Here is a 26,157-nt window from a genome sequence, read left to right as displayed (position 1 = left end):
GGGGCGGGCCGGATCCAGCCGCCGCTTTCCGGTTATCAGTCGGCGAACAACCCGAAGGCGGTGCGGAGTTCACCGACCAGTGCGGCAGGCTGTTCCAGGGCCGGGAAGTGCCCGCCCTTGTCGAGCTCGTGCCAGTACCGCAGGTCGGGGAACCGGCGCTCGGCCAGACGGCGGGACGGCCGGTAGTAGTCCGCCGGGAAGACGGAGCATCCGGTGGGCACCGGGACGGGCGTCTCGTCCCCGGTGGCTCCGGCGAAGCTCTCCCAGTAGAGACGGGCGGCCGATGCCCCGGTCGCGGGCAGCCAGTACATCAGGATGTTGTCGAGCAGCTCGTCGGGGGTGAAGGCGGTGCCGGGATCGCCGTCGCAGTCGCTCCACTCCTCGAACTTCTCGATCAGCCAGGCGGCCAGCGCGGCGGGCGAGTCGGTCAGGCCGTAGCCGATGCTCTGCGGGCGGGTCGCCTGCACGGCGGCGTACGCCGAACCCTGCGTACGGTGGCGGGCGAGCCGGTCCAGGGCCGAACGCTCCGCCTCGGTGAGGTCGACGACGACCTTCGGGTCCTCCGGCATCGGGAACGGCACCATGTTCAGGTGGATGCCGATGACGTTCCCCGGATGCCGCTGCGCGAGCGTCATCGTGATGCGGGCGCCCCAGTCGCCGCCCTGCGCGCCGTAGCGCGGGTAGCCGAGCCCCCGCATCAGCCGGTCCCAGGCATCGGCGATCCGCTCCGTGCCCCACCCCGGCCGGGACGGCTTGCCGCTGAACCCGAACCCCGGCAGGGAAGGACACACCACGTGGAACGCGTCGGCCGGGCTGCCGCCGAACGCGACCGGATCGACCAGCGGCCCGATGACCTTGTGGAACTCGGCCGTCGATCCTGGCCAGCCGTGCGTCATCAGCAGCGGCACCGCGTCCGGGTGCGGGGAGCGGACATGGAGGAAGTGGATGCGCAGCCCGTCGATGTCGGTGGTGAACTGCGGGAAACGGTTCAGCCGCGCTTCGGCCGCGGTCCAGTCGTACTCCTCAAGCCAGTACCGGCACAGCTCCTGGACGTACGTCAGCCGGGTGCCCTGCGACCAGTCGCCGACGGTCTCGGGCTCGGGCCACCGGGTCCGGCGCAGCCGCTCGCGCACATCGGCGGCGGCGGACTCCGGGATGCTGATCCGGAACGGGACGACGTCCTCGGACGGTCCGGTCATGGGCATGCTGCTCCTTCGTCTCGTCCTTGGCTCGTCCTCGACTCGTGGAACAGGATTCCGGCGACCGCCGACGCCACCGCGGCCCCGCACATCGCCAGCCAGGCAACCCGGAAGCCGTGCAGCGCCTGGTGCCCGAGGATCGCGGTGAGGATCGCGACCCCGAGGGCCGACGAGATCTGCCGGGACATCATGAGCACCCCGCTGGCCAGCGAGATCTGACGCGACGGCAGCGCGGCGGCCGCACCGAACAGCGGAGGCTGCAGCAGCGCGGTGCTGATCCCGGCGAGGATCGCGCCCGGCAGGAACACGGCGAGGTACTGCGGCCGGTCCGTCGCGGTCAGCGCCCACCAGCCGCAGCCCGCCGCCAGGGTCAGTCCGCCGAGCACCGCCGAGGCCCGCGCGCCGAAGCGCGCCACGATGCGGCCCGACAGCGGCGCGGTCGCCATGGTGCTCGCGGGCATCGGGGCGAGCGCGAGCGCCGCGTTCACCACGGAGTAGTGCCAGCGGCCCGTGAGGAAGAGGGTGGCCGCCAGGATCATCGCCGCGAACGCCAGGTAGTACAGGAACACACCGCTGAAGGCGACGGCGAACAGCCGGTGCCGGAACAGGTCGAAGCTCACCACCGGATCGGGGGCCCGGCGCAGGTGGCGCACGGTCAGCGCCGCCACCAGGACCGTCGCCAGGGCGCTCCCGAGGATGGCCGGTGAGCCGTACCCCCACACGGAGGCCTGGGTGAACACGGTCGTCAGGCCTGCCACGGTGGCCAGGACCAGCGCCGCCCCCAGCAGATCGAGCCGCGCGCGCACGCCCCGCGGGGACGCCGGGAGCACCCGGCGCCCGGCCAGCACCGCGATCACCACGACGGGAATGTTGATCAGGAAGATCCACCGCCATCCGGCGGTCAGCAGCAGCCCTCCGGCCACCGGCCCCGATCCGGCACCGGCCGCGGCGACCGCGGTCCAGATGCCCATCACCTTGGCGTGCTCGTGCTGGGGGAACGCGGGCAGCGCGAGCCCCAGAGAGGTCGGGATGAGAACCGCGGCCGCCGCTGCCTGCACGACCCGCGCCGCGACGAGGACGGGCAGCGCGGGGGCCACGGCACAGCCCAGCGACGCCACCCCGAACAGGGTCATCCCCAGCAGGAACGCGGGCTTGCGGCCGATGTCGTCGGCGAGTCTCCCGGCCGGCACCAGCATCGCCGCCAGCACGATCGTGTACGCGTTGAGCACCCACGACACCTCGGCGAGGCTCGCGCCGTGGAAGGATCTCTCCAGCGCGGGGAAGGCGACGCTGACCGCGAACAGGTCGAGGATGGCCAGGAATTGGGCGGCCGACGCGATGGCGAGGATCCGCCAGCGCCGGATGTCGGTACGTGCCACGGCAGGGGATTCCGTGTGGTGAGCTGTCACGTCTCGGCACCGTACAGAGCGGCATTTTCGATCACGAGCGGCGTCCTTGCCATCATCCGATAGTTTCGCGACATGACCAGACTTCCCGGCACCGTGGCGGTGTTGCTCCTGGACCAGCAGGCCGCGATTGAGGTCGCGATCGCATGCCAGGCCTTCGGCACCCCACCGGTCGGGCACGCGGGCGACTGGTACGACGTACGGCTGTGCGGCGCCGGAGGGGCCGGAGCCCTGGTGCCGCTGCGCGCCTGGTTCGATCACTCCGGGCCCGTCGGCGCCTTCGGGTCGGGCGCCACCCACGGGCTCGACGACCTGGTGGGCGCGGACACGGTGCTCGTGCCGGGCACGGGCGACGTGCACAGTGATCCGCCCGCCCCGGTGCTCGACGCGGTCCGCGCCGCCCACGAGAGGGGCGCCAGGATGGTTTCGCTGTGCTCGGGCGCCTTCGTGCTCGCGGCGGCCGGGGTGCTCGACGGCCGGACGGCCACGAGTCACTGGTCGCACGTGCCCCTCCTGGCCAGGCGTTTCCCGGAGGTGAAGGTCGACCCGAACATCCTGTACACCAACGACCGCGACGTGCTCACCAGCGCGGGTCTCGGGGCCGGGATCGACCTGTGCCTGCACCTGATCCGCGAGGATCTCGGGGCCGGGGTCGCGAGCGCCGTCGCACGCAGGATGATCGTCCCGCCGCACCGCGCGGGCGGCCAGGCCCAGTACGCGCAGGCGCCGATGGCGGCACCGCGCAACGGCGCGGGCCTGGGCGAGGTCCTGGAGTGGGCCGCGGACCGGCTGGGGCAGCCGATCGGCGTGGAGGACATCGCCGACCGGGCGGGGGTGTCCGGCCGCACCCTGATCCGCCGGTTCCAGGCGGAGCTGGGCACGACGCCCAGCCGCTGGCTCCTCCTCCAGCGCCTCGCGCGGGCGCGGGAGCTCCTGGAGCGCACCGGCCTGTCGGTCGATTCCGTCGCCGAGCGCAGCGGGCTCGGCACCGCGCCCAACCTCCGCGCCCACTTCGCCCGCGCGTTCGGTCTCTCTCCCACCAAGTACCGGCGTGACTACAACCCCTCGTTCTCGATGAGCGCGACGAGCCGTTCCCTCACCGGCGAGGGCCGGGCGAAGAGATAGTCGTGGCCGCCCGGCCAGGACTCCACCTCGCAGGTCCCCGAGGTGAGCTTCGACCAGGCCGCCATCTCGGCCCCGGTCATGAAGTCGCCGTCGCCGAGCCACGCGGTCACCGGACAGTCCAGGACCGGTTCGGACGGCACGGGCAGGTCGACGGAGAGCTTCAGGTCCGCGTACCAGCGCCGCGCCAGCGGCTCCCGGAACTCCGCGGGGAGGTTCTGCCACTCCTTCGCTCCGATTCCGCTCAGCTCGGCGAACTGCGCCAGGTCGATCGAGTCGATCCCGCCGCCGGGGAACACCCGGGAGAAGCGGCTCTCGCTCGGGTCGGGACGGTACGAGCTGACGATCAGCCGCCGCACATCCCTGTGGGGCGCCAGCCAGGTCGCGATGTGCGTGCCCACCAGGCTCCCCATGCTGTGGCCGAGCACGACATGGGGGATGTCCGGCAGATCGGCGAGCGCGAACTCGAACTCCTTGCGCAGGTGGTCGAGCGTCCAGTCCGGCGGTTCCGCGGAGCGGTCCTCCCGACCCGGCGGCTGCACGAGGAGCAGGTCCGCCTGCGGCGGCAGCCACTGCGTCCACGCCCAGTACGGGCCCGCGGCGCCACCGGCCGGGGGCACGCACACCAGACAGACACGGCCACGGCCCGACCCGGACACCACGTGCTGCAGCCCCGGCGACGGCTTCTTCAACGACCTCTGACCCACTGCCGGTACCTCAGATCCGTCGATTGGGAGGGAGCACGAAACGCCGGAATATGAGCTCGCGCAACACGTCGTCCCCGGCCTCGACGATGGTCACCGCCCGGATGTCCCGGAGGTACTTGGAGATCGGCATGTCCGTCGTATAGCCCAGGCCGCCGAACATCTCCGAGCCCACCGTGGCGATCTGCCAGCCGGTCTGGCCGCAGAACATCTTCGTGGTCAACGCGGAACGCAGCGCGCCCCGGCGGAGGAATTCGGCGGGCGGGTCGGGCATCGCCATGATCTCGTCGTATTCACGCGCGGCCGCACGGCACTGACTGCGCATGACCTCGATCTGCATCTCCATCTGCCCGATCTTGCTCGCGAAAACGGCGTTCTCGATGAGCTTGTGACCGCCCAGCGGTTTCGTGATCGCGTAATCCAGGCAGATGTCGCGGATCCTCCTGGCCACACCGAGCGCGATGGCCCCGATCAGGATCCTGCTGGAATTCAGGCCGATCTCGATAATCTTGAGGCCGGGCCCGTTCAGCACGTTTCCACTGGGCACGGCGCAGTCGGTGAACGACACCTGATAGGTACCTGCTGAACGCAGGCCGATCATGTCCCACCGTTTGACCACGCGGGCGCCCGGAGTTCCGCGGGGCACAAGCACCGCGTGGTAGGCGGCGCCCTTTCCTTTCTCCGCGGCGGACTTGGCGAACACGATGAGGTAATCGGCGAAACCGGAATTGGTCGAGAACATCTTCTCGCCGTCGAGTACCACCTGGTCGCCGCGCCTGGTCAGCGTGGTCGTGAGGTTGATCAGCTCGCTGCCTGCCTCCTGCTCGCTGCCCAGCGCCGCCGAATAGCCGCCCTCGCGCGTCATCGCCGTGAGGAACTCGTCCTTCAGCTCCGGCGATCCGTACAGCGAGACCATCGAGCTGCTGAGGACGGAGATGAGGAGCGTGAACGCCGACCCCGCGTCGGCATAGGCGAGTTCCGACACGATGTCGACGCTGTCGGTCAGGCCGAGCCCCGCGCCTCCGTACTCGGCGGGGATCCACCAGTTCAGCAGACCCATCTTGTGCAGCGGCTGATAGAGCTCCAAGGGCGGCTCCGCGCCCGAATCCAGCTCCGCGTCACGGCCGAGGAGGGTGCCCCGGGCGAACTCGCGGAAGGCCCGCAGCGCCTCGTCCGGCGTGGGGGGCCGCACAGGGTTCTCAGGATGCATCGGTTCGTCCTCTCACGACTGGGGCGGCGGGAAGGGGCGCCGGAACGTGAAGGCGTCCGGCGTCGGCCCCTTGGCGTTGAGCATCCCGAGCCGGGCCATGCTCTCGTCGACATCGGGGAGGCTGCCCTCGGGCACCCACCACAGGACCGACGGGGCGCCCCGGGGCGGCTTGAACCAACTCCGGCGTATCCGCAGGGAGTCGGCGTGCTCCCCCTGGTAGGTGAAGTCCCGGAGCGATTCCATGGTTTCCCACACCGATACGTTCAGCATGTACGGGTCCTCGGGGAGGTCGAACAGCGACTCAAGCCGGAAGACGAACCCGGGCGCCTTGCGGGCGAGCGCGTCGACGGTCAGGGCCAACTCGTGGAAACTCGCCAGGGTCTCCGACTTCAGTGAGTCGACCGCGTAGAGGATGTTCGCCTGCGCGAGGTGGTATTTGGCGCTCATCGACTGGAAGCCTCCTAAGGCGTCGGCAGGTAACCCGTCTCGATGAAGTAGTCGATGGTCGCGGCGAGCATCCCCGCGGTCACCGGAGGGCATGACACGTCGACGGTCGCGAGCGCGTCGCGCGTGGCGGTGCACCCGAAGGCCAGATGCCCGCGTCCCTCGGGGTCCAGGGCGGTCTCGGAGAAGGTGTCGAGCACCGGGTGGGCCGCGTTGTCCGGATCGCCGCCCACCATGTCGGCCCACAGCCCCGGCGGAAGCTCCGCCAAGGCGTAGCCGCGGGCGGTGAGGGCGGCGATGACCGCCGCGAACGGCACCCGCTCCGGGTTGGACAGGTGGAACGTCCCGCCGAGCGACTGCCCTCCGCAGGCCAGGGCGGCAACGGCGGCCGCCGCGTGGTCGACGGGCACGATGTCGCTCGTCAGCTCCGTCGAGGGGGCGGCGCCCGCCTGCACACAGCCCTTCACGACTTGCCAGAGCAGGTCGTCCGCCCGGCACGCCCCGGACTCGTGATCGCCGAAGAGCCGGGACAGCCGGTACACCGATACGGGCAGCCCGCGGCCTCGCGCGAGGGCGACCAGCTCCTCCGCCTCCCACAGGCCCTGCTCACGGCCGGGCGACAGGGCCGCGAACGGGCCGGTCGGCGAAGTCTCCGCCAAAGGCTGGCCGTCGTGGCCCGGCTGTGCGAAGACGTCGAGCGTCGAGACGTGGTGGACCGGCACCGTCCGGTGCCGTGCGGCCAGACGCAGCACTTCCTCTGTCCCGGAGGCGTCGCAGTGGAAGATGCCGTCGGCGGTCCTGGCCAGGGTGTCGAACTCCGCCTCCTTCAGGCCGAGTTCGGGCTCGGTGAGATCCCCGGGCACCGCGACGAGCCGCCCGGACAGGTCGTCGTCCCGGAGCCGGTAGCGGCGCATCGTCTCCCGCAGCCGCGCCGCGCCTTCGTCGGCGTCGGCCGCAAGGACGAGGCAGTGCAGCGTGGCCGACGTCCGGTCGAGCAGTTCACGCAGCAGGAAGGCGCCGAGGAACCCCGTGCCGCCCGTGACGACCAGGTGCTCGGCGTCCGCCAGGGCGGCGGGGGCCGTGTCCGCGGCGGGCACGATGTCCTCGGCCAGCCGCACATGTGACTCGTCGGCCGCCTGGGCCGTCGGCGCTGACGTCTCGCCCTCGTCGACCAGGATCGCGGCGATGCGTGCCGCGAGCCCGTCGGGCGTCGGGGTCTGCAGGACGGCGTTGGCCGACAGGAGCCCGGTGAGGCCGAGCAGGTGGACGAGCCGGTTGCGGAGTTCGAGGGACGCAAGCGAGTCGAAGCCGAGCGCCATCAGCGGCAGGTCGGTGGCGACGTCGTCGGCGGAGGGCAGGTTCGCGACCTCGGCGGCGTGGCGGGCGACGATCCCGACCAGTTCGGTGTGCCGCTCCTCGGCGGGCAGGCCGATGAGGAAGGCACGCAGCCGCTCGCGCTCTCCCGCGCCGGAGTCCGCGGTCACCGCGCTCTTGGCCTGCCGCAGCCGCGGCGCGTCCCGGACCATGTCCCGGAGCATCGCCGGAATGAGCTGGGCGTCATGGGCCCTGCTCAACTGGATGCGGCAGGGGATGGCGAGCGGGCTGTCGGCGGCGCGGGCCGCGTCGAACAGCGCGCAGCCGTCCTGGGCGTCCAGCGGCAGCAGCCCCCACCGGCCGAGCCGGGCGTGGTCCACCTCCGTCAGCTCCCCGGTCATGCCGGTGCCGAGCTCCCACGGCCCCCAGGCCATCGAGACGCCGGGCAGCCCCTGCGTACGGCGGTGGTGCACGAGTGCGTCGAGGAGCGCGTTACCCGCCGCGTAGTTGGCCTGCCCCGGTGTGCCGAGGACACCGGCCACCGACGAGTACATGATGAAACCGGACAGCTCATGGTCCAGGGTCAGCTGGTGCAGGTTCACGGCGCCGTCCACCTTGGCGCGCATGACGCGTTCGATCTGCGCGTTGGTGAGCGTCTCGACGGTGCCGTCGTCGAGGACTCCGGCCGCATGGACGACGGCCCCGAGCGGGCGGTCGGCGGGGATGGAGTCCAGGAGCTCGGCGGCCGCGTCGTAGTCGGCGATGTCGCAGGCCGCGATGCGGGCGGTTGCCCCGAGTTCGGCGAGCTCCGCGACGAGTTCGCGGGCCCCGGGTGCGCTCTCGCCACGTCGACCGGCGAGCAGGAGGTGCTGGATGCCGTGCTCCGTCGCGAGGTGCCGGGCGAGCAGCCTGCCGAGGCCGCCGGTACCGCCCGTGATCAGCACGGTCCGGTCCGGGGCGGCGAGGGGCGGTGCGGTGGCCTCGGTGCGCAGCGGGCCGATGCGCGGCGTGCTCAGGTGGCCGCCGCGGATCGCGATCTGGTCCTCCGGGGTCTGGAGGGCCAGCGGCAGCGCGTCGACGGACGACGGCTCGTCGTCGAGGTCCACCAGGACGAGCCGCCCCGGGTACTCGGCCTGAGCCGTTCTGACCAGGCCCCACACCGAGGCGCCCGCAAGGTCGGTGACGTCCTCGTCGGGGGCCGTCCCGACGGCGCGGTGTGTGATCACCGCGAGCCGGGTGGGGGAGTCGCCGGTGGCGCCGAGCCACTCCCGCATGCCGGACAGGACCTGTCGTACGTCGTCGACTGCGGCGCGGGCCAGGCTCACGGCCGCGTTACGCCCGCCTCGGCCTTCCGTATCGGCGGCCCCGGCGACCGGTGCGACGTCGAGCAGTACCGGACCCGGCCCGATGGCGGCCGATGCGGCGTCCGCGCAGATGCCGAACTCCACCCCGGCGTCGGCGAGAAGACGGCCCAGGGTGCTCCCCTGGTTGTCACCTCCCGTACCGAGGACCTGGAGGCCCCCGTCGGGCAGGGTGACGTCGGCCGGTGGGGCCAGCGAGGTCCACCGGACGGCGGACAGCGTCTGGGCCGTCCCCCGCAGCAGGGACCCGGCGGGCCTGAAGGCCAGTGAGCCGATCCGTCCGACGGCGCTTCCCGTGTCGTCCGCGAGATCGACGGTGAACTCGGTGTCGCCCACCGCCCTGATGTGCGCGCGGACCGCGGCGGCACCGAACGTGTAGAGCCCTGCTCCTGTCCAGGTGAACGGCAGGACGGCCTCGTTCTTGAGCACGTTCTTGTCGGCCAGCGCGGCGAGGCAGCCGTGCAGCACCGAGTCGGCTAGGGCCGGATGCAGCCCGTACTGCTCGGCGTCCGCCGTGCTCTGCGCAGACAGGCGCGCTTCCGCGAAGTACTCGTTGCCGCGCCGCCACAGGCGCTGCAGACCGCGGAACCCGGGCCCGTACGCCAGTCCGGCCCGGTCGGCGAGCTCGTACACGGTGTCCACGTCGACCGGCTCGGCGCCGGTCGGCGGCCACTCGGCGAATCCGCCGCCCGGCGGCTCCCACGACGGGGACAGCACGCCGGTCGCATGCCGGGTCCACTCGCCGATGCCTCCCTGACGGGAGTGCACACTGAGGCCGCGCCTGCCCTCCTCGTCCACGGAGCCGACGGTGAGCTGGACCTGGGCGGTGTCGTCGTCGGGCAGCACCAGCGGGGCTTCGAGGACGAGCTCGTCCACCCATTCGGCACCGACCTGTTCCCCTGCCCGCAGGGCGAGTTCAAGGATGGCGGTGCCCGGCAGGACCACCTCGTCCCCGACGGCGTGGTCCGCCAGCCACGGATGGCTGTCGAGCGACAGACGGGCGGTGAACAGGTGCCCGTCCGTGTCCGCGAGCTGCACACCGGCACCGATGAGCGGGTGGGCGGGACGTTCGAGTCCGGCCGCGGAGAGGTCGGTCAGCCCGGCACGCGGCGTTTCGCCGAGCCAGTAGCGCCGACGCTGGAAGGGGTAGGTGGGCAGCGGGACGCGGTGCGGCCGGGCGGCGGCGAAGTGGGGTTCCCAGTCGACGGGCACGCCGTGGGTGTGGGCTTGGGCGAGGCTGGTGGTCATGCGGTCGGGGCCGCCGTCGTCGCGGCGCAGGGTGCCGATGACCGCGGCGCTCGCGCCGGTCGCCTCGATGGTGCTCTCCAGCCCGTACGCCATGACGGGGTGCGGGCTGATCTCGATGAAGAGGTGGTGACCGGCCGTCAGCAGGTTGCGCGACGCGGCCTCGAACTCCACGGTCCGGCGCAGGTTGCGCCACCAGTAGTCCGCGTCGAGCTCCTCGTGCGAGACGAGTTCTCCGGTGACCGCCGAGACCATCGGTACCGACCCCGCCTGCGGCCGTACGTCGGACAGCGCCTCCAGCAGCTCGTCCTTGATCGGGTCGACGTGGTTGCTGTGCGAGGCGTAGTCCACGTTGATGATGCGGGCGAGGATGCCGTCGGCCTCGCACTCGGCCCGCAGCTCCGCGACCGCTTCGGGATCGCCGCTCACCGCCACGGACCCCGGACCGTTCACCGCGGCCACCGACAGACGCGTACCCCAGCGGGCCGCCCGCTCCCGTGCCTCGGCGGCGCCGAGCCCCAGCGAGAGCATCGCTCCGCGCCCCAGGAGCGGCACCAACGCCCGACTGCGCAGCGCCACCACGCGGGCCCCGTCGTCCAGGGACAGCGCCCCCGCCACGCATGCCGCGGCGATCTCGCCCTGGGAGTGGCCGACCACGGCGGCCGGTTCGACCCCGTGCTCCCGCCACACCTCGGCCAGCGACACCATCACGGCCCACAGCACTGGCTGCACGACATCCACACGGTCGAGCCCCGGCGCTCCCTCGGCCCCTTCCAGTACGTCGGACAGGGACCAGGGAACGTAACGCCCCAGCGCCTCACCGCACTTGGCGAGCTGATCGGCGAACACGGGGGAGGACTTCGCGAGGGCCGTCGCCATGCCGGGCCACTGGCCTCCCTGTCCCGGGAAGACGAAGACCGGCCGGGCGTCGGTCCATGCGGTTCCCCGTACCACGTCGGACGAGGTCTCCTCGCGCGCCAACGACGCCAGCCCTGCGCGCAGTTGCTCACGTGTGGCGCCCAACACCACTGCCCGGTGGTCGAATCGTGCGCGTGTCACGGCCAGGGAATGGCCGATGTCCTCTGGGCGCTCGGTCTCCGCCACCGGGAGCAGACCCGCCGCTTGCGCCTGGAGCCCCGCTTCACTACGGGCCGAGACCACCCACGGCAGGAGCGTCGGCCGCGCGGCACCGGCTGCCGCTGCGTCGTCGGAGCCACGGGACTCCGCTGCCTCCTCCGGCGGCGCCTCCTCGATGATCACGTGCGCGTTGGTCCCGCTCACCCCGAACGAGGACACACCGCAGCGCCGCGGCCGGTCGCCGCGCGGCCAGTCCACCGCCTTGGCCAGCGGCGCCACTCCGCTGCCTTCCCAGTCCACATGGCGCGAGGGCGACGAGAAGTGCACGAGCGCGGGGAGCACCCCGTGTCGCAACGCTTCCACCGTCTTGATCACTCCGGCCACGCCCGCCGCGGCCTGGGAGTGACCGATGTTCGACTTCACGCTCCCGACCCACAACGGCCGGTCCGCCGGGCGGCCTTCGCCGTACGTCGCTATCAGAGCGCCCGCCTCGATCGGGTCCCCGAGCATCGTGCCGGTGCCGTGCGCCTCCACCGCGTCCACATCGGCGGGCGACAGGTCGCTGGCGCGCAGGGCGTCGCGGATGACCCGTTGCTGCGACGGCCCGTTCGGCGCGGTCAGGCCGTTGCTCGCGCCGTCGGAGTTGACCGCGGAGCCGCGGACTACGGCGAGGACCTGGTGGCCGTTGGCCCGGGCGTCGGACAACCGCTCCAGGAGGAGCATGCCCGCCCCCTCGCCCCATCCCGCCCCGTCGGCGCTGTCGGAGAAGGGCTTGGAGCGGCCGTCGGGCGACAGCGCGCCCTGCCGGGACATCTCGGTGATCACACGCGGGTGGCACATCACCGTCGCGCCGCCCGCCAGCGCGAGCGAGCACTCGCCGCGGCGCAGCGATTCGGCCGCCGAGTGCAGCGCGACGAGCGAGGAGGAGCACGCCGTGTCGAGCGTGATCGCCGGTCCTTGGAGACCCAGCGTGTACGCGATCCGGCCGGAGGCTACGCTCCCGAGCTCACCGGTCAGCAGATAGCCCTCCGCGTCGTCCGGCGGGGACTGCAGCGGGACGCTGTAGTCCTGGTAGATCACGCCCGCGAAGACACCGGTGCGGCTGCCGACGAGTGCGGTCGGGTCGATACCGGCCCGCTCCAGGGATTCCCAGGCGCATTCGAGCAGCAGCCGCTGCTGCGGGTTGATGGCGGTGGCCTCGCGCGGTGTGATTCCGAAGAACCCCGCGTCGAAGTAGGCGGCGTCCCGCAGGAATCCGCCCTCGCGCACATACGTCGTTCCGGGGTGGTTCGCGTCGGGGTGGTAGAGGCCTTCGGTGTCCCAGCCCCGGTCGGACGGGAACGGCGCGATCGCGTCGCCGTCGGCCGCCACGAGTTCCCACAGGTCGGCCGGTGACATCACGTCGCCGGGGAACCTGCACGACATCCCGATGATCGCGATCGGCTCGGTGAACGTCGCCCGGAGCCGCTCGTTCTCCTTCAACGACTCGCGCAGCGCCTCGACCAACTCGTCAACCGACGTGTTCAACGTGACTCCTTCAAGCATGTGCGATCGCGGAAATGGTCGGCCGTTGGCCGGTCGGACAGCAGGTCGGGCAGTAGGTCGGACAGCCGGTCAACTGACGTCACTCGGGCGCTTCTTGCCCAGTGCCAGCCGCACGAGCTCATCGCTGTCCATGGCGTCGAAGGCGTGCTCGCCGCGGGCCGCGGGCACGGGGGCGGCGGCGCGGTCGGCTTCGTTCGGGCTGTCGGGGCTGTCGGGGCTCAGCCTGGTGAGCAGGTGGTCGACGAGCTCGCGTGGCGACGGGTAGTCGTAGATGAGGGTGGTCGGCAGCCGGAGCCCCGTCACGCCGCACAGCCGGTTGCGGAGTTCCATGCCGGTCATCGACTCGAAGCCCAGCGCCTTGAACGACAGGCCCGACTCGACCTGGCTCGACGCCTCCAGACCGAGTACGGCGGCGATCTCGCCCGCAAGCAGCTCCTGCACGTCGCGCGGGGCGGCGGCGATCGCGGTGGAAGTGGCAGGGGCAGTGGCGACGACGTCGGCCGAATCGCCGCCGAGCACGGACGCGGCGGGCCCGCTGAGCCAGTAGCGCCTGCGTTGGAAGGGGTAGGTGGGCAGGGGGATGCGGCGGGGGCGGGCGGGGGTGAAGTGGGTGTTCCAGTCGACGGGGGCGCCGTGGGTGTGGGCTTGGGCGAGGCTGGTGGTCATGCGGTCGGGGCCGCCGTCGTCGCGGCGCAGGGTGCCGATGACCGCGGCGTTCGCGCCGGTGGCCTCGATGGTGCTCTCCAGGCCGAAGGCCATGACGGGGTGCGGGCTGATCTCGATGAAGAGGTGGTGACCGGCCGTCAGCAGGTGGCGTGAGGCCGCTTCGAACTCCACGGTCCGGCGCAGGTTGCGCCACCAGTAGTCGGTGTCGAGTTCCTTGTGGCCGATCGGTTCTCCGGTCACGGTCGAGATCATCGGCACGGATCCCGCCTGCGGCCGTACGTCGGCCAGCGCGTCCAGCAGCTCGTCCCTGATCGGGTCGACATGGCTGCTGTGAGACGCGTAGTCAGCGTTGATGGTGCGGGCACGGATGCCGTCGGCCTCACACTCCGCCTGCAGCTCCGCGACCGCTTCGGGGTCGCCGCTCACCGCCACGGACCCCGGACCGTTCACCGCCGCCACTGACAGACGCGTACCCCAGCGGGCCGTCCGCTTCCGTGCCTCGGCGGCGCCGAGCCCCAGCGAGAGCATCGCTCCACTGCCGGACAGCGGCACCACCAGCTGGCTGCGCCGCGCCACCACGCGCGCCCCGTCGTCCAGGGACAGCGCCCCGGCCACGCACGCGGCGGCGATCTCGCCCTGGGAGTGGCCGACGACCGCGGCGGGTTCGACGCCGTGCTCCCGCCACACCTGGGCGAGCGACACCATCACGGCCCACAGCACCGGCTGCACGACATCGACACGGTCGAGCCCCGGCGCTCCCTCCGCCTCTTCCAGTACGTCCGACAGGCACCAGGGAACGTAACGGCCCAGCGCCTCACCGCACGTGGCGAGGTACTTCGCGAACACGGGGGAGGACTTAGCGAGGGCCGACGCCATGCCGGGCCACTGGCCTCCCTGCCCCGGGAAGACGAACACGGGCCGGGCGTCCGACGCGGCCGTCCCCCGCACCACATGGGCGGACGGCTCTCCGCGAGACAACGACGCCAGTCCGGAAAGCAACGGCTCGCGCCCCGAACCGAGCACCACGGCCCGGTGGTCGAACCGTGCGCGCGTCACCGCCAGTGAGAGGCCGACGTCCTCGGGGCGCTCGGTTCCGGCCACGTCGAGCAGCCTTGCCGCCTGCGCCCGCAGCCCCGCCTCGCTCCGTGCGGAGACCACCCACGGCAGCAGCGTCGGCCGCGCGGCATCGGCCGCCGCCGAGCCGCCGGAGCCGCGGGCCTCGGTCGTCTCCTCTGTCTCTTCTGTCTCCTCTGTCTCTTCGCGCGGCGCCTCTTCGAGGATGAGGTGCGCGTTGGTACCGGCGACGCCGAAGGAGGAGACCCCGCAGCGTCGCGGGCGGTCCTGCCGAGGCCACTCCACGGTCTTGGCCAGCGGTGTGACCCCGCCCCCTTCCCAGTCCACGTGGCGCGTGGGCGAAGAGAAGTGCACCAGGCCCGGGAGTAACCCGTGCCGCAGCGCCTGCACGGTCTTGATCACTCCGGCCACGCCCGCCGCGGCCTGCGAGTGACCGATGTTCGACTTCGCGCTCCCCACCAGCAACGGCCGCTCCGCCGGGCGGCCGACCCCGTACGTCGCGATCAGGGCGCCCGCTTCCGCCCGGTCACCGGCCCTGGTCCCCGACCCGTGTGCCTCCACGGCGTCCACGTCGGTGGGCGAGAGACCGGCGTTGGCGAGCGACCGGACGATCAGCCGTTCCTGGGCCGGGGCGCTCGGTACGACCAGGCCCTCGGTCGCGCCGTCGGAGTTGACCGCGGAGCCGCGGATCACCGCGAGGACGCGATGGCCGTTCGCCCGGGCATCCGACAGCCGGGTGAGCATGACCATGCCCGCCCCCTCGGACCAGACGGTGCCGTCCGCGTCGGTGGAGAAGGGCTTGGGCCGGCCGTCCGGCGCGAGCCCCTGCTGCTTGGTGAACTCGGTGAAGAACCCCGGCGTGGGCATGACCGAGACGCCGCCCGCCAGTGCCTGGTCGCACTCCCCGGCCCTGAGCGCCTGCACCGCGAGGTGGATCGCGACCAGCGAACCTGACGAGGCGGTGTCGATCGTGATCGCAGGACCGACGACGCCCAGCGTGTAGGCGATCCGGCCGCTGATCGCACTCGGGATGTTCCCGGTGAGCATCAGCCCGGAGGACGCTTCCGGCGCCAGGTGCATCGGCGGCCCGTACTCGGTCGAGAGCCGCGCCGCGAACACGCCCATGTTCGTCCCGCTCACCGACAGGGGATCCAGCATCGCGCGTTCACAGGCCTCCCACGACACCTCGAGCAGGATGCGCTGCTCGGGGTGCATGGCGACTGCCTCCCGCGGCGAGATGCTGAAGAACGAGGCGTCGAACTCCGCGGCATCCAGGAATCCACCGCGGTCCACCGAACTCGCACCGGCCCGCGCGGGATCCGAACGGAGGCGGTCGACGTCCCATCCCCGGTCGGCGGGAAAATCAGAAATGGCCTCGGAATCCGCCGTCAGGAATTCCCACAGTTCGTCGGGGGTCGTAATGCCGCCGGGGTACCGGCATGCCATCCCGATGATCGCGATCGGTTCCTTCGCAATACCGCGTGCCGCTAAATCGGACATCGTCACCTCCTACCGGAGTCAACCCCCAAAAGGGCTGTCGACTATGTATGTGCCGTAGCCATACGTGGCGTGGCCATTTTTAGGCTAGGGACACGCGCTGCGGAGGGTCAACCCGGCTCTTGGGCGGGATTGGCGTCCCTTTAGAGAGGTGCCATCACTGGGCCGGAACAAGCCAGTTGGAGAAGGATGGGTGTGACCTGAATGGACCCCTTGGGACTAGGTCATTGGCCCTAAGTCTTCAGGCAGTCCGAAAGCGGTCGCCTGTGAAGTGCTGGCCCATGGCGATCTCCTCGCCGAACACCGACCAGACGGTGTCGTCTTCCCCGGAGTCGTCCTGAAAGGGCAGCGGGTCAATGCTGCTCGTCTCCTGACGGATGCGCTCGACCTCGCAGTTCAGGCGCTCGAAGTCGGCTTCCTCGTCGTCGCTGTTGAAGGTGAACTCTTCGAGGAGGCGCTGGAACCGGACGGCGACCTGGACGAAGGAGGAGAGGTCCGTGTGGAGTTCCTGCACCGTCTGCTCGTCGGGGTCGAAGGCGTACACCTTGCCGGAACCGGGGTCGAGGGCGAGGTGGGCGTTGAGCAGCCAGCCGAAGACGGGCCATTGGCCCGCGTCCTGCGGGGCGTCCTCGAAGTCCTCGGCGTCCTCGGCGTCGACGACGTCCTGGACGAGGGGCAGCAGGCCGGAGTCCTCGTCGGGTTCGCGCAGGTGGAAGGTCCCGGTGGGGACGCCGACGGTCTGCAGGAGGCGGGCGCCCTCGGTGTCCGCCGCGGAGGGCGGGAAAGCGGTGGTGGGCAGAGTGGTGAGCCCGTCCTCGCCGAAGATGCCGGTGAGCTCGCTGCGGGTGACGTCGAAAAGCACTGCCGGAACTCCGAACTCGGCGGCGGCATGGACGCCGTGGGACTCTCATGGGCGGAAGCGGCGAGAATAGCAGCGTTATGGATCGTGCCGCTTCCGGCGTCCTCGATTCCGCCCTCTGTCCGCCCCGTCGCCGCGCGCATCGCCACGCCGTGCGGCCTGCCGCGTATTGCGATGCGTCATGCCGCGATTCGGCGCGCAACAAGCGTATGCAGAAGGCGTGATGACGACTTTGTGGCCGGAGCGGCGCTGCGCATCGGCGAACGCGGCGGATGCGTCGGCCAGCGGTACCTGGGACGAGACCAGGGGGTCGAGCGCCACCACACCGCGCGCGGCCAGATCGATGACGCGCGGGTAGACCTCGCCCATCCGGCGCACCATGGCGACGGTCAGCTCCTTGCCGCGCGCGAGCGAGGCACGGAACGTCGTCGTGTCCGAGCCCGGTATGCCGCCGAGCACCACGCGTCCGCCCGGCCGTGCGCACTCCATGGCGATGTGGACCGCGTCGTCGTTCCCCGCCATCTCGAAGGCGACGTCGACGCCGTACGCGGAGAAGTCAGGGAGGGAGGTGTCGCCGTCGGCCGCCCCGGAGCCCGCCACCTCGGAGCCGGGCGTCGGGTCCAGGACTTCGTCGGCGCCCCACTTGGCCGCGGCCTCGCGCCGGTGCGCGAGCGGTTCGACCGCGATCAGGCGGGACACCCCGGCGGCCCGCAGGAGCTGGATCAGCAGCAGACCGAGCGGCCCGCAGCCCACCACCGCCGCCGTGCCACCGAACGGCACCTGCCCCAGGTCCATCGACCACAGCGCGACGCCCAGGGGTTCCAGCATCGCGCCGCCCGCGTCGGACACCGTGTCGGGCAGCGGGTGCAGCCGGTGCGCGGGCCACGGCATGACCTCGCGCATCATTCCGTCCGTCACCCCGTGCCCGGAGAACACGATGTTGTAGCAGAGGTTCTGGCGGCCTTCCCGGCATGCCCGGCACGCCTCGCACGGGAACGCCGGGTCGATCGCGACCCGCTCCCCGCGCCGCGGCCCGGTCAGGATCTCCCCGGCGCCCTCGTGCCCGGGCACGAGCGGTCGGCTCAGCTTCGCGTCGCCGATCGCGCCGTCCTCGTACCAGTGCAGGTCCGATCCGCAGATCCCGATCGCGGTCACCCGCACCAGGACCTCGCCCGCCCCGGCCTCCGGCGCGGGCTCGTCCTCGACGCGCAGGTCCCCGATTCCGTGCAGCCTCGCTGTCAGCATTCGACCGACCGTAACGAGAGGTCGGTGTAGTGTCCACGGGACCCGGCGATTCAAGTCAGCGCGGGCCCTCGGGGAGCCGTTCCGCGGGGTCGCGGTCAAGCTCCCCACCAGCGACGCCGGTTCTCCAGACGCGGGGCCACCAGGCGGGGGAGCGGGCTCGGCAACCTGTCCGAAAGTGACGACTGGGGCTGTTGATGCTCCACCCGAGTTCCACCGCCACTCCACCCGTGCTCCACTCGCGCGTTGCCCGAACTGGCCTGCTCAGCAAGGAACTTGGCGGCGCGCCGCTGCGCGCGACGAGATCGGGCACCGCCCTAGACTGACTGCATGGCTGCTCCAACCAGTTCCCACGCTTCGCCCGCTCCGACCGGCGGGACGAGCAACGAGTCCGAGTTCACCCGGGCCCAGAAGGTCATCTCCGGCGGCGTCAACTCACCGGTGCGGGCGTTCGGCTCGGTCGGCGGCGCGCCCCGCTTCCTCGTCTCCGCCTCCGGTCCGTACGTCACCGACGTCGAGGGGCGTGAGTACGTCGACCTCGTCGCCTCCTGGGGGCCGGCGATCCTCGGTCACGCCCACCCGGAGGTCGTCTCCGCGGTGCAGGACGCCGCGGCCCGCGGGCTGTCCTTCGGCGCCACGACCCCGGCCGAGACCGAGCTCGCCGAGCTGGTCGTCCGACGGCTCGGCGGCACCCGTGCGACCGGCGGCCTCATCGACGAACTGCGGCTCGTGTCCACCGGCACCGAGGCGACCATGACCGCGATCCGCCTGGCACGCGGCTTCACTGGCAGGCCGCTCCTGGTGAAGTTCGCCGGTCACTACCACGGGCACTCCGACGGCCTCCTCGCGGCCGCGGGCTCCGGCGTGGCCACCTTCGGCCTGCCCGCGTCGGCCGGTGTCCCCGAGCCGATCGCCGAGCAGACCCTGGTCCTGCCCTACAACGACCCCGACGCGGTGCGCGCCGCCTTCGCGGCCCACCCGGGGCGCATCGCGGCCGTCATCGTCGAGGCGGCGGCCGCGAACATGGGGGTGGTCCCGCCCGATCCCGGATTCAACGAGGCCCTCGCCTCCATCGCCCACGAGCACGGCGCCCTGCTGATCCTCGACGAAGTCCTCACCGGGTTCCGGGTCGCGCCGGACGGCTACTGGGGCCTGGAGAAGATGCGCTCCGCCGAACCGCCCTACGACGTCGACCTGGTCACCTTCGGCAAGGTCATCGGCGGCGGCATGCCCGTGGCCGCGGTCGGCGGCAGAAGCGACGTCCTGGAGCACCTCGCTCCGAACGGGCCCGTCTACCAGGCAGGCACCCTGTCAGGTAACCCCCTGGCCGTCGCGGCCGGGCTCACCACGCTCCAGCTCGCGGACCATGAGACCTACGCCCGACTCGACCGGGTCAGCGGCACGCTGCGGGCGGCGGTGTCCGAGGCGCTCACGGAAGCCGGTGTCGCCCACACCGTCCAGTCCGCAGGCAACCTGTTCTCCGTCCTGTTCGCGCCGGAACCGGCCCGGGACTACGAGGCCGTACAGGCGCAGGAGACCTTCCGGTTCCCGCCGTTCTTCCACGCCATGCTCGACCGCGGCGTCGCCCTGCCGCCGAGCGTGTACGAGGCGTGGTTCGTCACGGCCGCCCACGACGACCGCGCGGTGACCAGGATCCTCGACGCGCTTCCGCACGCGGCCCGCGCCGCGGCCGAGGCCCGCACCGAATAGCGGACCGCCCCGAATAGCGGCCCGCTCCACTCCTCGGAACAGCGGGCCTCACCGCATCTGCCGCCGCACCAGTTCGTGCAGTCGCCCGCCCGTATCGGCCAACAGCTGTGCGGGCGGGCCCTGCTGCACGACGCGGCCCTCCGCCATGACGACGACCCGGTCGGCGTCCATGACGGTGGAGAGGCGGTGGGCGATCACGATGCGGGTGGCGTTGAGGGCACGGGTGCTGTCGATGACCGTGCGCTGCGTCTCGTTGTCCAGGGCGCTCGTCGCCTCGTCGAAGAAGAGGACACGCGGACGGCGGATCAGGGCCTGGGCGATCATCAGGCGCTGACGCTGGCCGCCGGAGACCGCCCCGCCGCCGGAGAGCATCGTGTGCAGGCCCATCGGCATGCGCTTGATGTCCTCGGCGAGCCCTGCCATCGCGGCGGCCTCCCACGCCTCCTCCTGCGTGAACGACTCGGCACCGCAGATGCAGTCGAGGATCGACCCGGTGAGCGGCTGGGCGTTCTGCAGGACGACACCGCACTGGCGGCGCACCGCCGACTGGTCCAGGGCCGACAGGTCCTGTCCGTCGTAGAGCACGCTGCCCGAGACCGGCTCGTCGAAGCCGATCAGGAGCCGCAGCAGCGTCGACTTGCCGCAGCCGCTGGGGCCGACGACGGCCACGAACTCGCCGGGCCTGATCGCCAGCGACACGTCGTCGAGGACCAGCGGGCCGTCGTCGGTGTAGCGGAAGGACAGGCCGCGCGCCTCGATCCCGCCCTGCAGCTCGCCCGGCTGCGTGCTGCCGGAGCGCACTTCCGGAGCCTCGTCGAGCACCGGTTTGATCTGCTCGAACATCGGGAGCACCGAGGCAGCGGAGATCAGCGCGCCGGTGAGCTGGGTGACGGACGTCAGGAGCATCGTCACGGCGGTGCTGAAGGTGAGGAACTCACCCGCGGTCAGGCTCCCGCGTGCCGGGCCCGCGAGGAGCACGAACATGACGAGCGTGCAGAGCGGCAGATAGACGGCGTTCAGGACCGTGGTGACGTTCTTGATGCGGCCTGCCCGCTGCTGCAGCTCCCTGCTGCGCGCGAACTCGCCCGCCCAGGCCGCGTACGCGAAGCTCTCCGCGCCCGCCACGCGGAGCTTGGGCAGCCCGCGCAGCGTCTGGAACGCCTGGTTGTTGAGCTTGTTGCCGAGCTCCACCAGGCGCCGCTGCCAGCGCAGTTCCCACAGGCCGAGGGTGAGGAACACGGCGGCGATGACGGCCAGCATCGCCAGCGCGGCCAGGGCGAGGGGGACGCTGTAGAACAGCAGCAGGACCAGGTTCATCGCGCCGACCGAGCCTGCCTGCAGCGCGACGGGGCCGATCCCCGACAGGATCCGGCGGATGGCGCTGACACCCATGGCCGCGCTCGCCAGTTCGCCGGTGGAGCGCGCGGCGAAGAAGCGCGTCGGCAGCCGCAACAGCCGGTCCCAGACCGCCGGTTGCAGCGTGCTCTCCATACGTCCCTCCATCCGCAGCACGGTGAGGTTCTGGAGCAGCATGAACGCCGCCGAGACAATGCTGGTGATCATGACGGCCAGGGACACCTGGACGATGAGGCTCTTCTCGGCGTTCGGCACGAACACCCCGAGTACCTGCCCCGTCGCGATCGGCACCAGCGCGCCGATCGCCACGGTCACCAGACCGGCGAGCGCGAGGTTGCGCACATCGCCGCCGGTGCCGCGCAGGCTGAAGCGGAACAGCCGCCACGGCGTCAACGGCCGCTCGGGCAGCGGCCGGTAGAACATGACGCCCTGCGGTTCGAACTCGTCGGCGTTGGCCGCGTCGACGCGGGTGCGCCGCCCCGATGTCGGGTGCACCGACTCGTAGCCACCGCGCCGCCACAGCAGTGCGACCGGCGCACCGCTCGCCGCCCGGTGCCCCACGAGCGGGCCCGCGTTCTCACGCCACCACCGCCCGTCGAGCCGGACGGCGCGGGTGCGGATCCGCGAGGCCACCGCGACCTGCTCCACGGGATCGATCCGGTCGCTCACCGCACCGCCCTCCGCGGCGCCGGACAGCGTGATGCCCGCCGCCCCCGCGACCAGTCGGCAGGCGGCGTACGTCGCGTCGGCACCGCCGCCGGACTCCGCACGGCGCGCACCGCGCCGCCCGGAGCGGCCGATGGAGGCGATCAGCGTCCGGTCGGCCTGCTCACGGACGCTCTCGCCCGCCTTGATACCGGCGGCCGTACGGTCCTCGTGGGCCCGCTCCAGCCGCTCGATCCACCGGTCGAGCGTGGAAAGGAGCCGGTACTGCTGGTTGACCATCCGCTGCCACATCGTGGCGTCGACGAGCAGATCGCCCGCGGCCTCCGCGCTGTAGGCGGCGCCGTACTGCACGCTGCCCGGCGCCACCGGCATCCAGAGGATGTCGTCGTCGGCCACCACCTCGTCGCCCATGGTGCGGCCGTCGAGCGGCGCCTCGAACAGGACCCGGTGGCCGCGTCCGATGCCGAGCGCGAAGGCGTGCTCCAGCAGGCTCAGGGCCGCGTCCTGGGTGTCGTACTGACTCGGGTACTGCTGCTCGTAGGACCAGGTGTCGCCGTAGTCCGGGCGATACAGCTCGCGCAGCGGGATCCGGCGCAGCTCGCAGCCCTGGAGGGGGCGGCCGACGAGGGTGTGCTGGGGACCCTCGACCGGCCCGAGGAGCAGCGTGCCCGGTTCGAGGCGGCCCAGGTAGTGCCAGTGGCCCTGCTGCACGGCGTCGACGGCGAACAGGTCGAGGGCGCCCGCCACGACGAGCCACAGCACCTGCGGGCCCTCCAGGTGCACGCTGCGCAGTCCCGTGCAGTCGGCCGGGGTGCCGAGCGCGTTGAAGGCGGCGGCGACCGGGTCGGCCGTGTCGTGCGGGTAGGCGTGCTGTTCCGGTACGGAGGTCACCTCAGTGCTCCTTGACCAGGTCGGCGTAGGGCCCACCGGCGGTGACGAGGTGTTCGTGGCGGCCGCGTTCCACGATCTGGCCGTGGTCGAGCACGACGATCTCGTCGCTGTCGCGCACGGTGCTCAGGCGGTGGGCGATGACGACGCAGGCGCAGCCGCGGCGGCGCAGGTTGTCGATGATGACCTGCTCGGTCTCGGCGTCCAGGGCGCTGGTGACCTCGTCGAGCACGAGGATGCTCGGGCGGCGGACCAGGGCCCGCGCGATCTCCAGGCGCTGGCGCTGCCCACCGGAGAAGTTGCGCCCGTCCTGCTCCACGCGGCCGTGGATGCCCCCGGGCCTGCGGGCCACCACCTCGTACAGGCACGCGTCCTGAAGGGCGGCCACCACGGCGTCGTCGGGGATGGAGGGGTCCCACAGGGCGACGTTGTCGCGGACCGTGCCCTCGAAGAGGAAGACGTCCTGGTCGACGAAGGAGACGGAGGCGGAGAGCGCGCCGCGCGGGATGTCCTCCAGACGCTGTCCGTCGATGCGGATCGTGCCCTCCCACGGGCTGTAGAGGCCCGATATCAGCCGGGAGACCGTCGACTTGCCGCTGCCGGAACCGCCGACGAGCGCCACCTGCTGGCCCGGCCCGACCGACAGCGAGAAGCCGGTCAGGAGCGGCTTGTCCAGGGGGCTGTAGCCGAAGGTGATGTCGTCGAGGGTGACGTGCCCCTTGAGGCGGCGCGTGCTTGCGGCGGGTTCGGGGCGCGAGTAGAGCGTGTCGACGGGGAAGTTCTCGACGTCCTTGAGGCGGGCGACGTCGGCGGCGAAGTCCTGGATGCGGCCCGCGACGCCGTTGAGGCGGGTGATCGGCGCGGTGAACCGGGTGACGAGGGCCTGGAAGGCGACGAGCAGCCCGATCGACAGATGCCCCTCGACCGCGCGCAGACCGCCGATCCACAGGATCAGCGCGCTGTTGAGGGTCGCCAGCGTCGGCGCGACGACACCGAGCCAGGCGCTCGGCACCCCGAGGCGCTGCTGCTCCTCCAGCGTGGTGGCGTGCTGGCCCGCCCAGCGGCGGAAGTAGCCGTTCTCGCCGCCGGTGGCCTTCATCGTCTCGATCAGCTGCAGGCCGGTGTACGAGGTGTTGGTGAGCTTGGCGCTGTCGGCGCGCAGCTTCTGGGTGCCGGTGGCGCGCAGCCGGATGACGACGCGCATCGCCACGATGTTCAACAGGGCGATGCCGACACCGACGAGGGTGAGCTGCGGATCGTACGTCCAAAGGAGCGCCGCGTAGAGGAGCACGACGATGCCGTCGACCCCGGCGGCGGTGAGGTCGCGGGCCAGGGTTTCGGCGACCGCGTCGTTGGACGCCAGGCGCTGCACGAGGTCGGCGGGGGAGCGCTGGGCGTAGAACGTGACGGGCAGGCGCAGCAGATGGCGCAGGAAGCGGGCGCTGCCGAGGGTGGAGGAGATGATGCGGCCGCGCAGCAGATTCGCCTGTTGCAGCCAGGTCAGCACCACCGTGAGCGCCACCATCGCGCCCATCGAGGCGAACAGCGCCCCGAGCAGCGAGGTCTGATGGCCGACCAGGAACAGGTCGATGTACGTCCGGCTGAGCGCGGGCAGCGCCGCGCCGACCGCGACGAGCAGCAGGCTGGCGAGGAGCGCGGCGAGCATCGTGCCCGTGGTGCCGCGCAGCCGCGCGGGCAGGGCCTTCATGACGCCGGGCCTGCGGCCGCCGGGACGGAAGTCCGCGCCGGGTTCGAGGACCAGGACGACGCCGGTGAAGCTGGTGTCGAAGTCCTCGGACGGCACGAAGCGGCGGCCCTTGTCCGGGTCGTTGATGTAGACGCCGCGGCGGCCGAGGCGCCGTCCCGCGCCGTCGTACACGACGTAGTGGTTGAACTCCCAGAACAGGATCGCGGGCGCTTTCACCTCGGCGAGCGCGGCCGGTTCCATCTGCATGCCCTTGGCCGTCAGACCGTAACTGCGCGCCGCCTTGAGGACGTTGCTGGCCCGTGAGCCGTCGCGGGAGACGCCGCACGCGATGCGCAGCTCCTCCAGGGGGACGTGCCGTCCGTGGTGGGCGAGCACCATGGCGAGGGCGGCGGCGCCGCACTCCACGGCCTCCATCTGCAGGACGGTGGGAGTGCGGACGGTCTTGGGCCGCCTGCCCTTGGAGGCGGGGCGGGGCGCCGCGCGGCGGCGGTTGCGGGGCGGGTCGTCGGGGCGGTGCCTGCGACGGCCGCCGGGGGGCGGCAGTTGCTGCTGGTGTGCTGGGGAGGGGCTGGGAGCGGTCACGGAAGCAGCCAATCGATCGGGCGCTGCTCGGCGAGGTGGAAGGCGCCGGTGGCCGTGGTCATGGAGTCGAGCGCGAAGGGCGGGCCTGAGGCGGTCGACCAGGCGTAGCCGGACTTGGTCGCGGACGACGGGTCGAGCCGTACGAGGACGGCCACGGGCGGGCCGTCCTTGGTGAACTGCTTCGCCAGTTCGCCGTCGCCGAGGAAGCCGGTGATCTTCTGTCGGCTCTGGGCGGCGCGGCCGATCGCCTTCACCCGGCCGCGCAGCGTCCCGTACTGCTCCGTGGGCACGGACTGGACGGTGAGATCCACCGAGGCGCCGACGGGGACGGTGGCCGCGCTGTCGGCGGGAACGTAGAGCATCGCCGTGAGCGGGTCGTCGCTGCCCGCCACGCGCTCCAGGGTCGCCACGTCGGCGCCGGTGGTGACGACGGTGCCGATCCTGGCGACGAGCGCGGTCACCCGGCCCGCGGCGATCGCGCGCACGACCTTGTCGCCCTGCTCCGTACGGACCTTGAGCACGGGGGCGCCCGCGGCGAGCCGCTTGCCCTCCTCGGCCAGGACGCGGGTCACCTGACCGGTGACGGGGCTCTGCAGGACGTAACTGCCCTGGCCGTGGGTGAGGATGCCGGGTGCGCGGAGCGTCGAGGAGAGCGATCCGGTGACGGCCCAGACACCGGAGGCGGCCATGACGACGAGGGTGACTGCGAGGACGAGCAGGCCCTGGGGGCGGGCGTAGCGCACCGGCAGGTCGAGTTCCTCGGGCGACTGCAGTTTGGACAGGGCCTGTTGGCGGAACTGCACGGAACGCTTCCCTTACTGTGCCTGAGCACTGTGCCTGAGCCTGGGGCTGCTGCGCCGATGCGTCCGAGAGCCCCGGAACCTCAGGTTCCGGGGCTCACGAATCATGGCGTCTCGATGAGCGAAAAGGCTCAGAGACCGGCGGTCAGGCCGGAGGCCAGGCCGGTGACGGCGCCGGTGTTGAGGCCGGTGGCACCCTCGACCGTGCCGACGACGCCGCCAACGACGCCCGAGACCGGGGCGATGGAGTCAACGGTGTCGGTGACGTTGCCCGCGACACCGGCAACGAGGCCGCCGGAGACGTTGTCGAGGTCGGCGTCGGAAATCTCGAGGGTCTCGACCTGGGGGACGTTGTTCATGGTGTGAGACTGCCCTTCTCATGAATGGTGCATAGGTGTTTCCAGCTCCGCGGAATCTGGGGATTCGAATTCCGCGGCGGCCAGGATCAAAGCACGTTCGCAGCTCGTACATCCAATCGACGG

At 71.8% G+C, this 26,157-nt stretch carries 14 protein-coding genes and 1 pseudogene; 2 read left to right on the top strand and 13 right to left on the bottom strand.

Features of this window, described 5'->3' with window-relative positions:
• Positions 1 to 35: 35 nt before the first annotated feature.
• On the bottom strand, positions 36 to 1,199 hold the full coding sequence (locus tag AC068B_RS32310; protein ID WP_478675080.1) for an epoxide hydrolase family protein: 1,164 nt from the start codon (positions 1,197 to 1,199) through the stop codon (positions 36 to 38).
• Positions 1,196 to 2,608 carry an MFS transporter gene (locus AC068B_RS32305; RefSeq protein ID WP_478675079.1) on the bottom strand — a complete coding sequence of 471 codons (1,413 nt, stop codon included), beginning with the start codon at positions 2,606 to 2,608 and terminating at the stop codon, positions 1,196 to 1,198. The genes AC068B_RS32310 and AC068B_RS32305 overlap by 4 nt, the downstream gene beginning before the upstream one ends.
• A 72-nt stretch (positions 2,609 to 2,680) precedes the next feature.
• On the opposite strand from AC068B_RS32305, the gene AC068B_RS32300 reads away from it, so the two are divergent.
• On the top strand, positions 2,681 to 3,730 hold the full coding sequence (locus AC068B_RS32300; protein WP_478675078.1) for a GlxA family transcriptional regulator: 1,050 nt from the start codon (positions 2,681 to 2,683) through the stop codon (positions 3,728 to 3,730).
• On the opposite strand, the gene AC068B_RS32295 is transcribed toward AC068B_RS32300, so the two are convergent.
• The 7 genes and pseudogenes from AC068B_RS32295 to AC068B_RS32265 all read right to left on the bottom strand — a co-directional run bounded on the left by AC068B_RS32295 (position 3,661) and on the right by AC068B_RS32265 (position 17,968).
• Entirely contained in the window at positions 3,661 to 4,434 is a 774-nt protein-coding gene (locus tag AC068B_RS32295) for a thioesterase II family protein (RefSeq protein WP_478675077.1), read from the bottom strand. The genes AC068B_RS32300 and AC068B_RS32295 overlap by 70 nt on opposite strands.
• 10 nt (positions 4,435 to 4,444) lie before the next feature.
• Entirely contained in the window at positions 4,445 to 5,641 is a 1,197-nt protein-coding gene (locus tag AC068B_RS32290) for an acyl-CoA dehydrogenase family protein (protein ID WP_478675076.1), read from the bottom strand.
• A gap of 12 nt (positions 5,642 to 5,653) precedes the next feature.
• Complete coding sequence (locus AC068B_RS32285) at positions 5,654 to 6,088, bottom strand: DUF3291 domain-containing protein (protein ID WP_478675075.1); 435 nt, start codon at positions 6,086 to 6,088, stop codon at positions 5,654 to 5,656.
• Positions 6,089 to 6,102: 14 nt separating this feature from the next.
• Positions 6,103 to 12,627 (bottom strand): SDR family NAD(P)-dependent oxidoreductase, encoded by a 6,525-nt coding sequence (locus AC068B_RS32280; RefSeq protein WP_478675074.1) that lies wholly within the window; start codon positions 12,625 to 12,627, stop codon positions 6,103 to 6,105.
• Between the two features lie 69 nt (positions 12,628 to 12,696).
• Positions 12,697 to 15,834 (bottom strand): annotated as a pseudogene (locus tag AC068B_RS32275) (type I polyketide synthase); the annotation flags it as partial.
• Positions 15,835 to 16,105: 271 nt separating this feature from the next.
• On the bottom strand, positions 16,106 to 16,726 hold the full coding sequence (locus AC068B_RS32270; protein ID WP_478675073.1) for an SUKH-4 family immunity protein: 621 nt from the start codon (positions 16,724 to 16,726) through the stop codon (positions 16,106 to 16,108).
• 75 nt (positions 16,727 to 16,801) lie between these two features.
• Positions 16,802 to 17,968: a zinc-dependent alcohol dehydrogenase gene (locus tag AC068B_RS32265; protein WP_478675072.1), complete on the bottom strand. Its 1,167-nt coding sequence runs from the start codon at positions 17,966 to 17,968 to the stop codon at positions 16,802 to 16,804.
• A 327-nt stretch (positions 17,969 to 18,295) separates the two neighbouring features.
• Here AC068B_RS32265 and hemL point away from each other — a divergent pair, with 327 nt between their 5' ends.
• Entirely contained in the window at positions 18,296 to 19,675 is a 1,380-nt protein-coding gene (gene hemL / locus AC068B_RS32260; RefSeq protein ID WP_478675071.1) for a glutamate-1-semialdehyde 2,1-aminomutase, read from the top strand.
• Between the two features lie 48 nt (positions 19,676 to 19,723).
• Here the strand turns inward: hemL and AC068B_RS32255 are convergent, their stop codons facing one another.
• From AC068B_RS32255 to AC068B_RS32240, 4 genes are all read right to left on the bottom strand, one after another.
• A complete protein-coding gene (locus tag AC068B_RS32255) occupies positions 19,724 to 22,588 on the bottom strand; it encodes an NHLP bacteriocin export ABC transporter permease/ATPase subunit (protein ID WP_478675070.1) in 2,865 nt (954 codons plus the stop codon).
• A gap of 1 nt (position 22,589) precedes the next feature.
• The gene (locus AC068B_RS32250; protein ID WP_478675069.1) at positions 22,590 to 24,875 is read right to left on the bottom strand and encodes an NHLP family bacteriocin export ABC transporter peptidase/permease/ATPase subunit; all 2,286 of its coding nucleotides are present in this window, start codon (positions 24,873 to 24,875) and stop codon (positions 22,590 to 22,592) included.
• The gene (locus AC068B_RS32245) at positions 24,872 to 25,678 is read right to left on the bottom strand and encodes a hypothetical protein (RefSeq protein WP_478675068.1); all 807 of its coding nucleotides are present in this window, start codon (positions 25,676 to 25,678) and stop codon (positions 24,872 to 24,874) included. The genes AC068B_RS32250 and AC068B_RS32245 overlap by 4 nt, the downstream gene beginning before the upstream one ends.
• 128 nt (positions 25,679 to 25,806) lie before the next feature.
• Positions 25,807 to 26,034 (bottom strand): type A2 lantipeptide, encoded by a 228-nt coding sequence (locus tag AC068B_RS32240; protein WP_478675067.1) that lies wholly within the window; start codon positions 26,032 to 26,034, stop codon positions 25,807 to 25,809.
• Between the last annotated feature and the right edge of the window lie 123 nt (positions 26,035 to 26,157).

The organism is Streptomyces sp. NPDC042371 (genome assembly GCF_056437465.1).
This window is presented reverse-complemented; position numbering and strand designations above follow the sequence as displayed.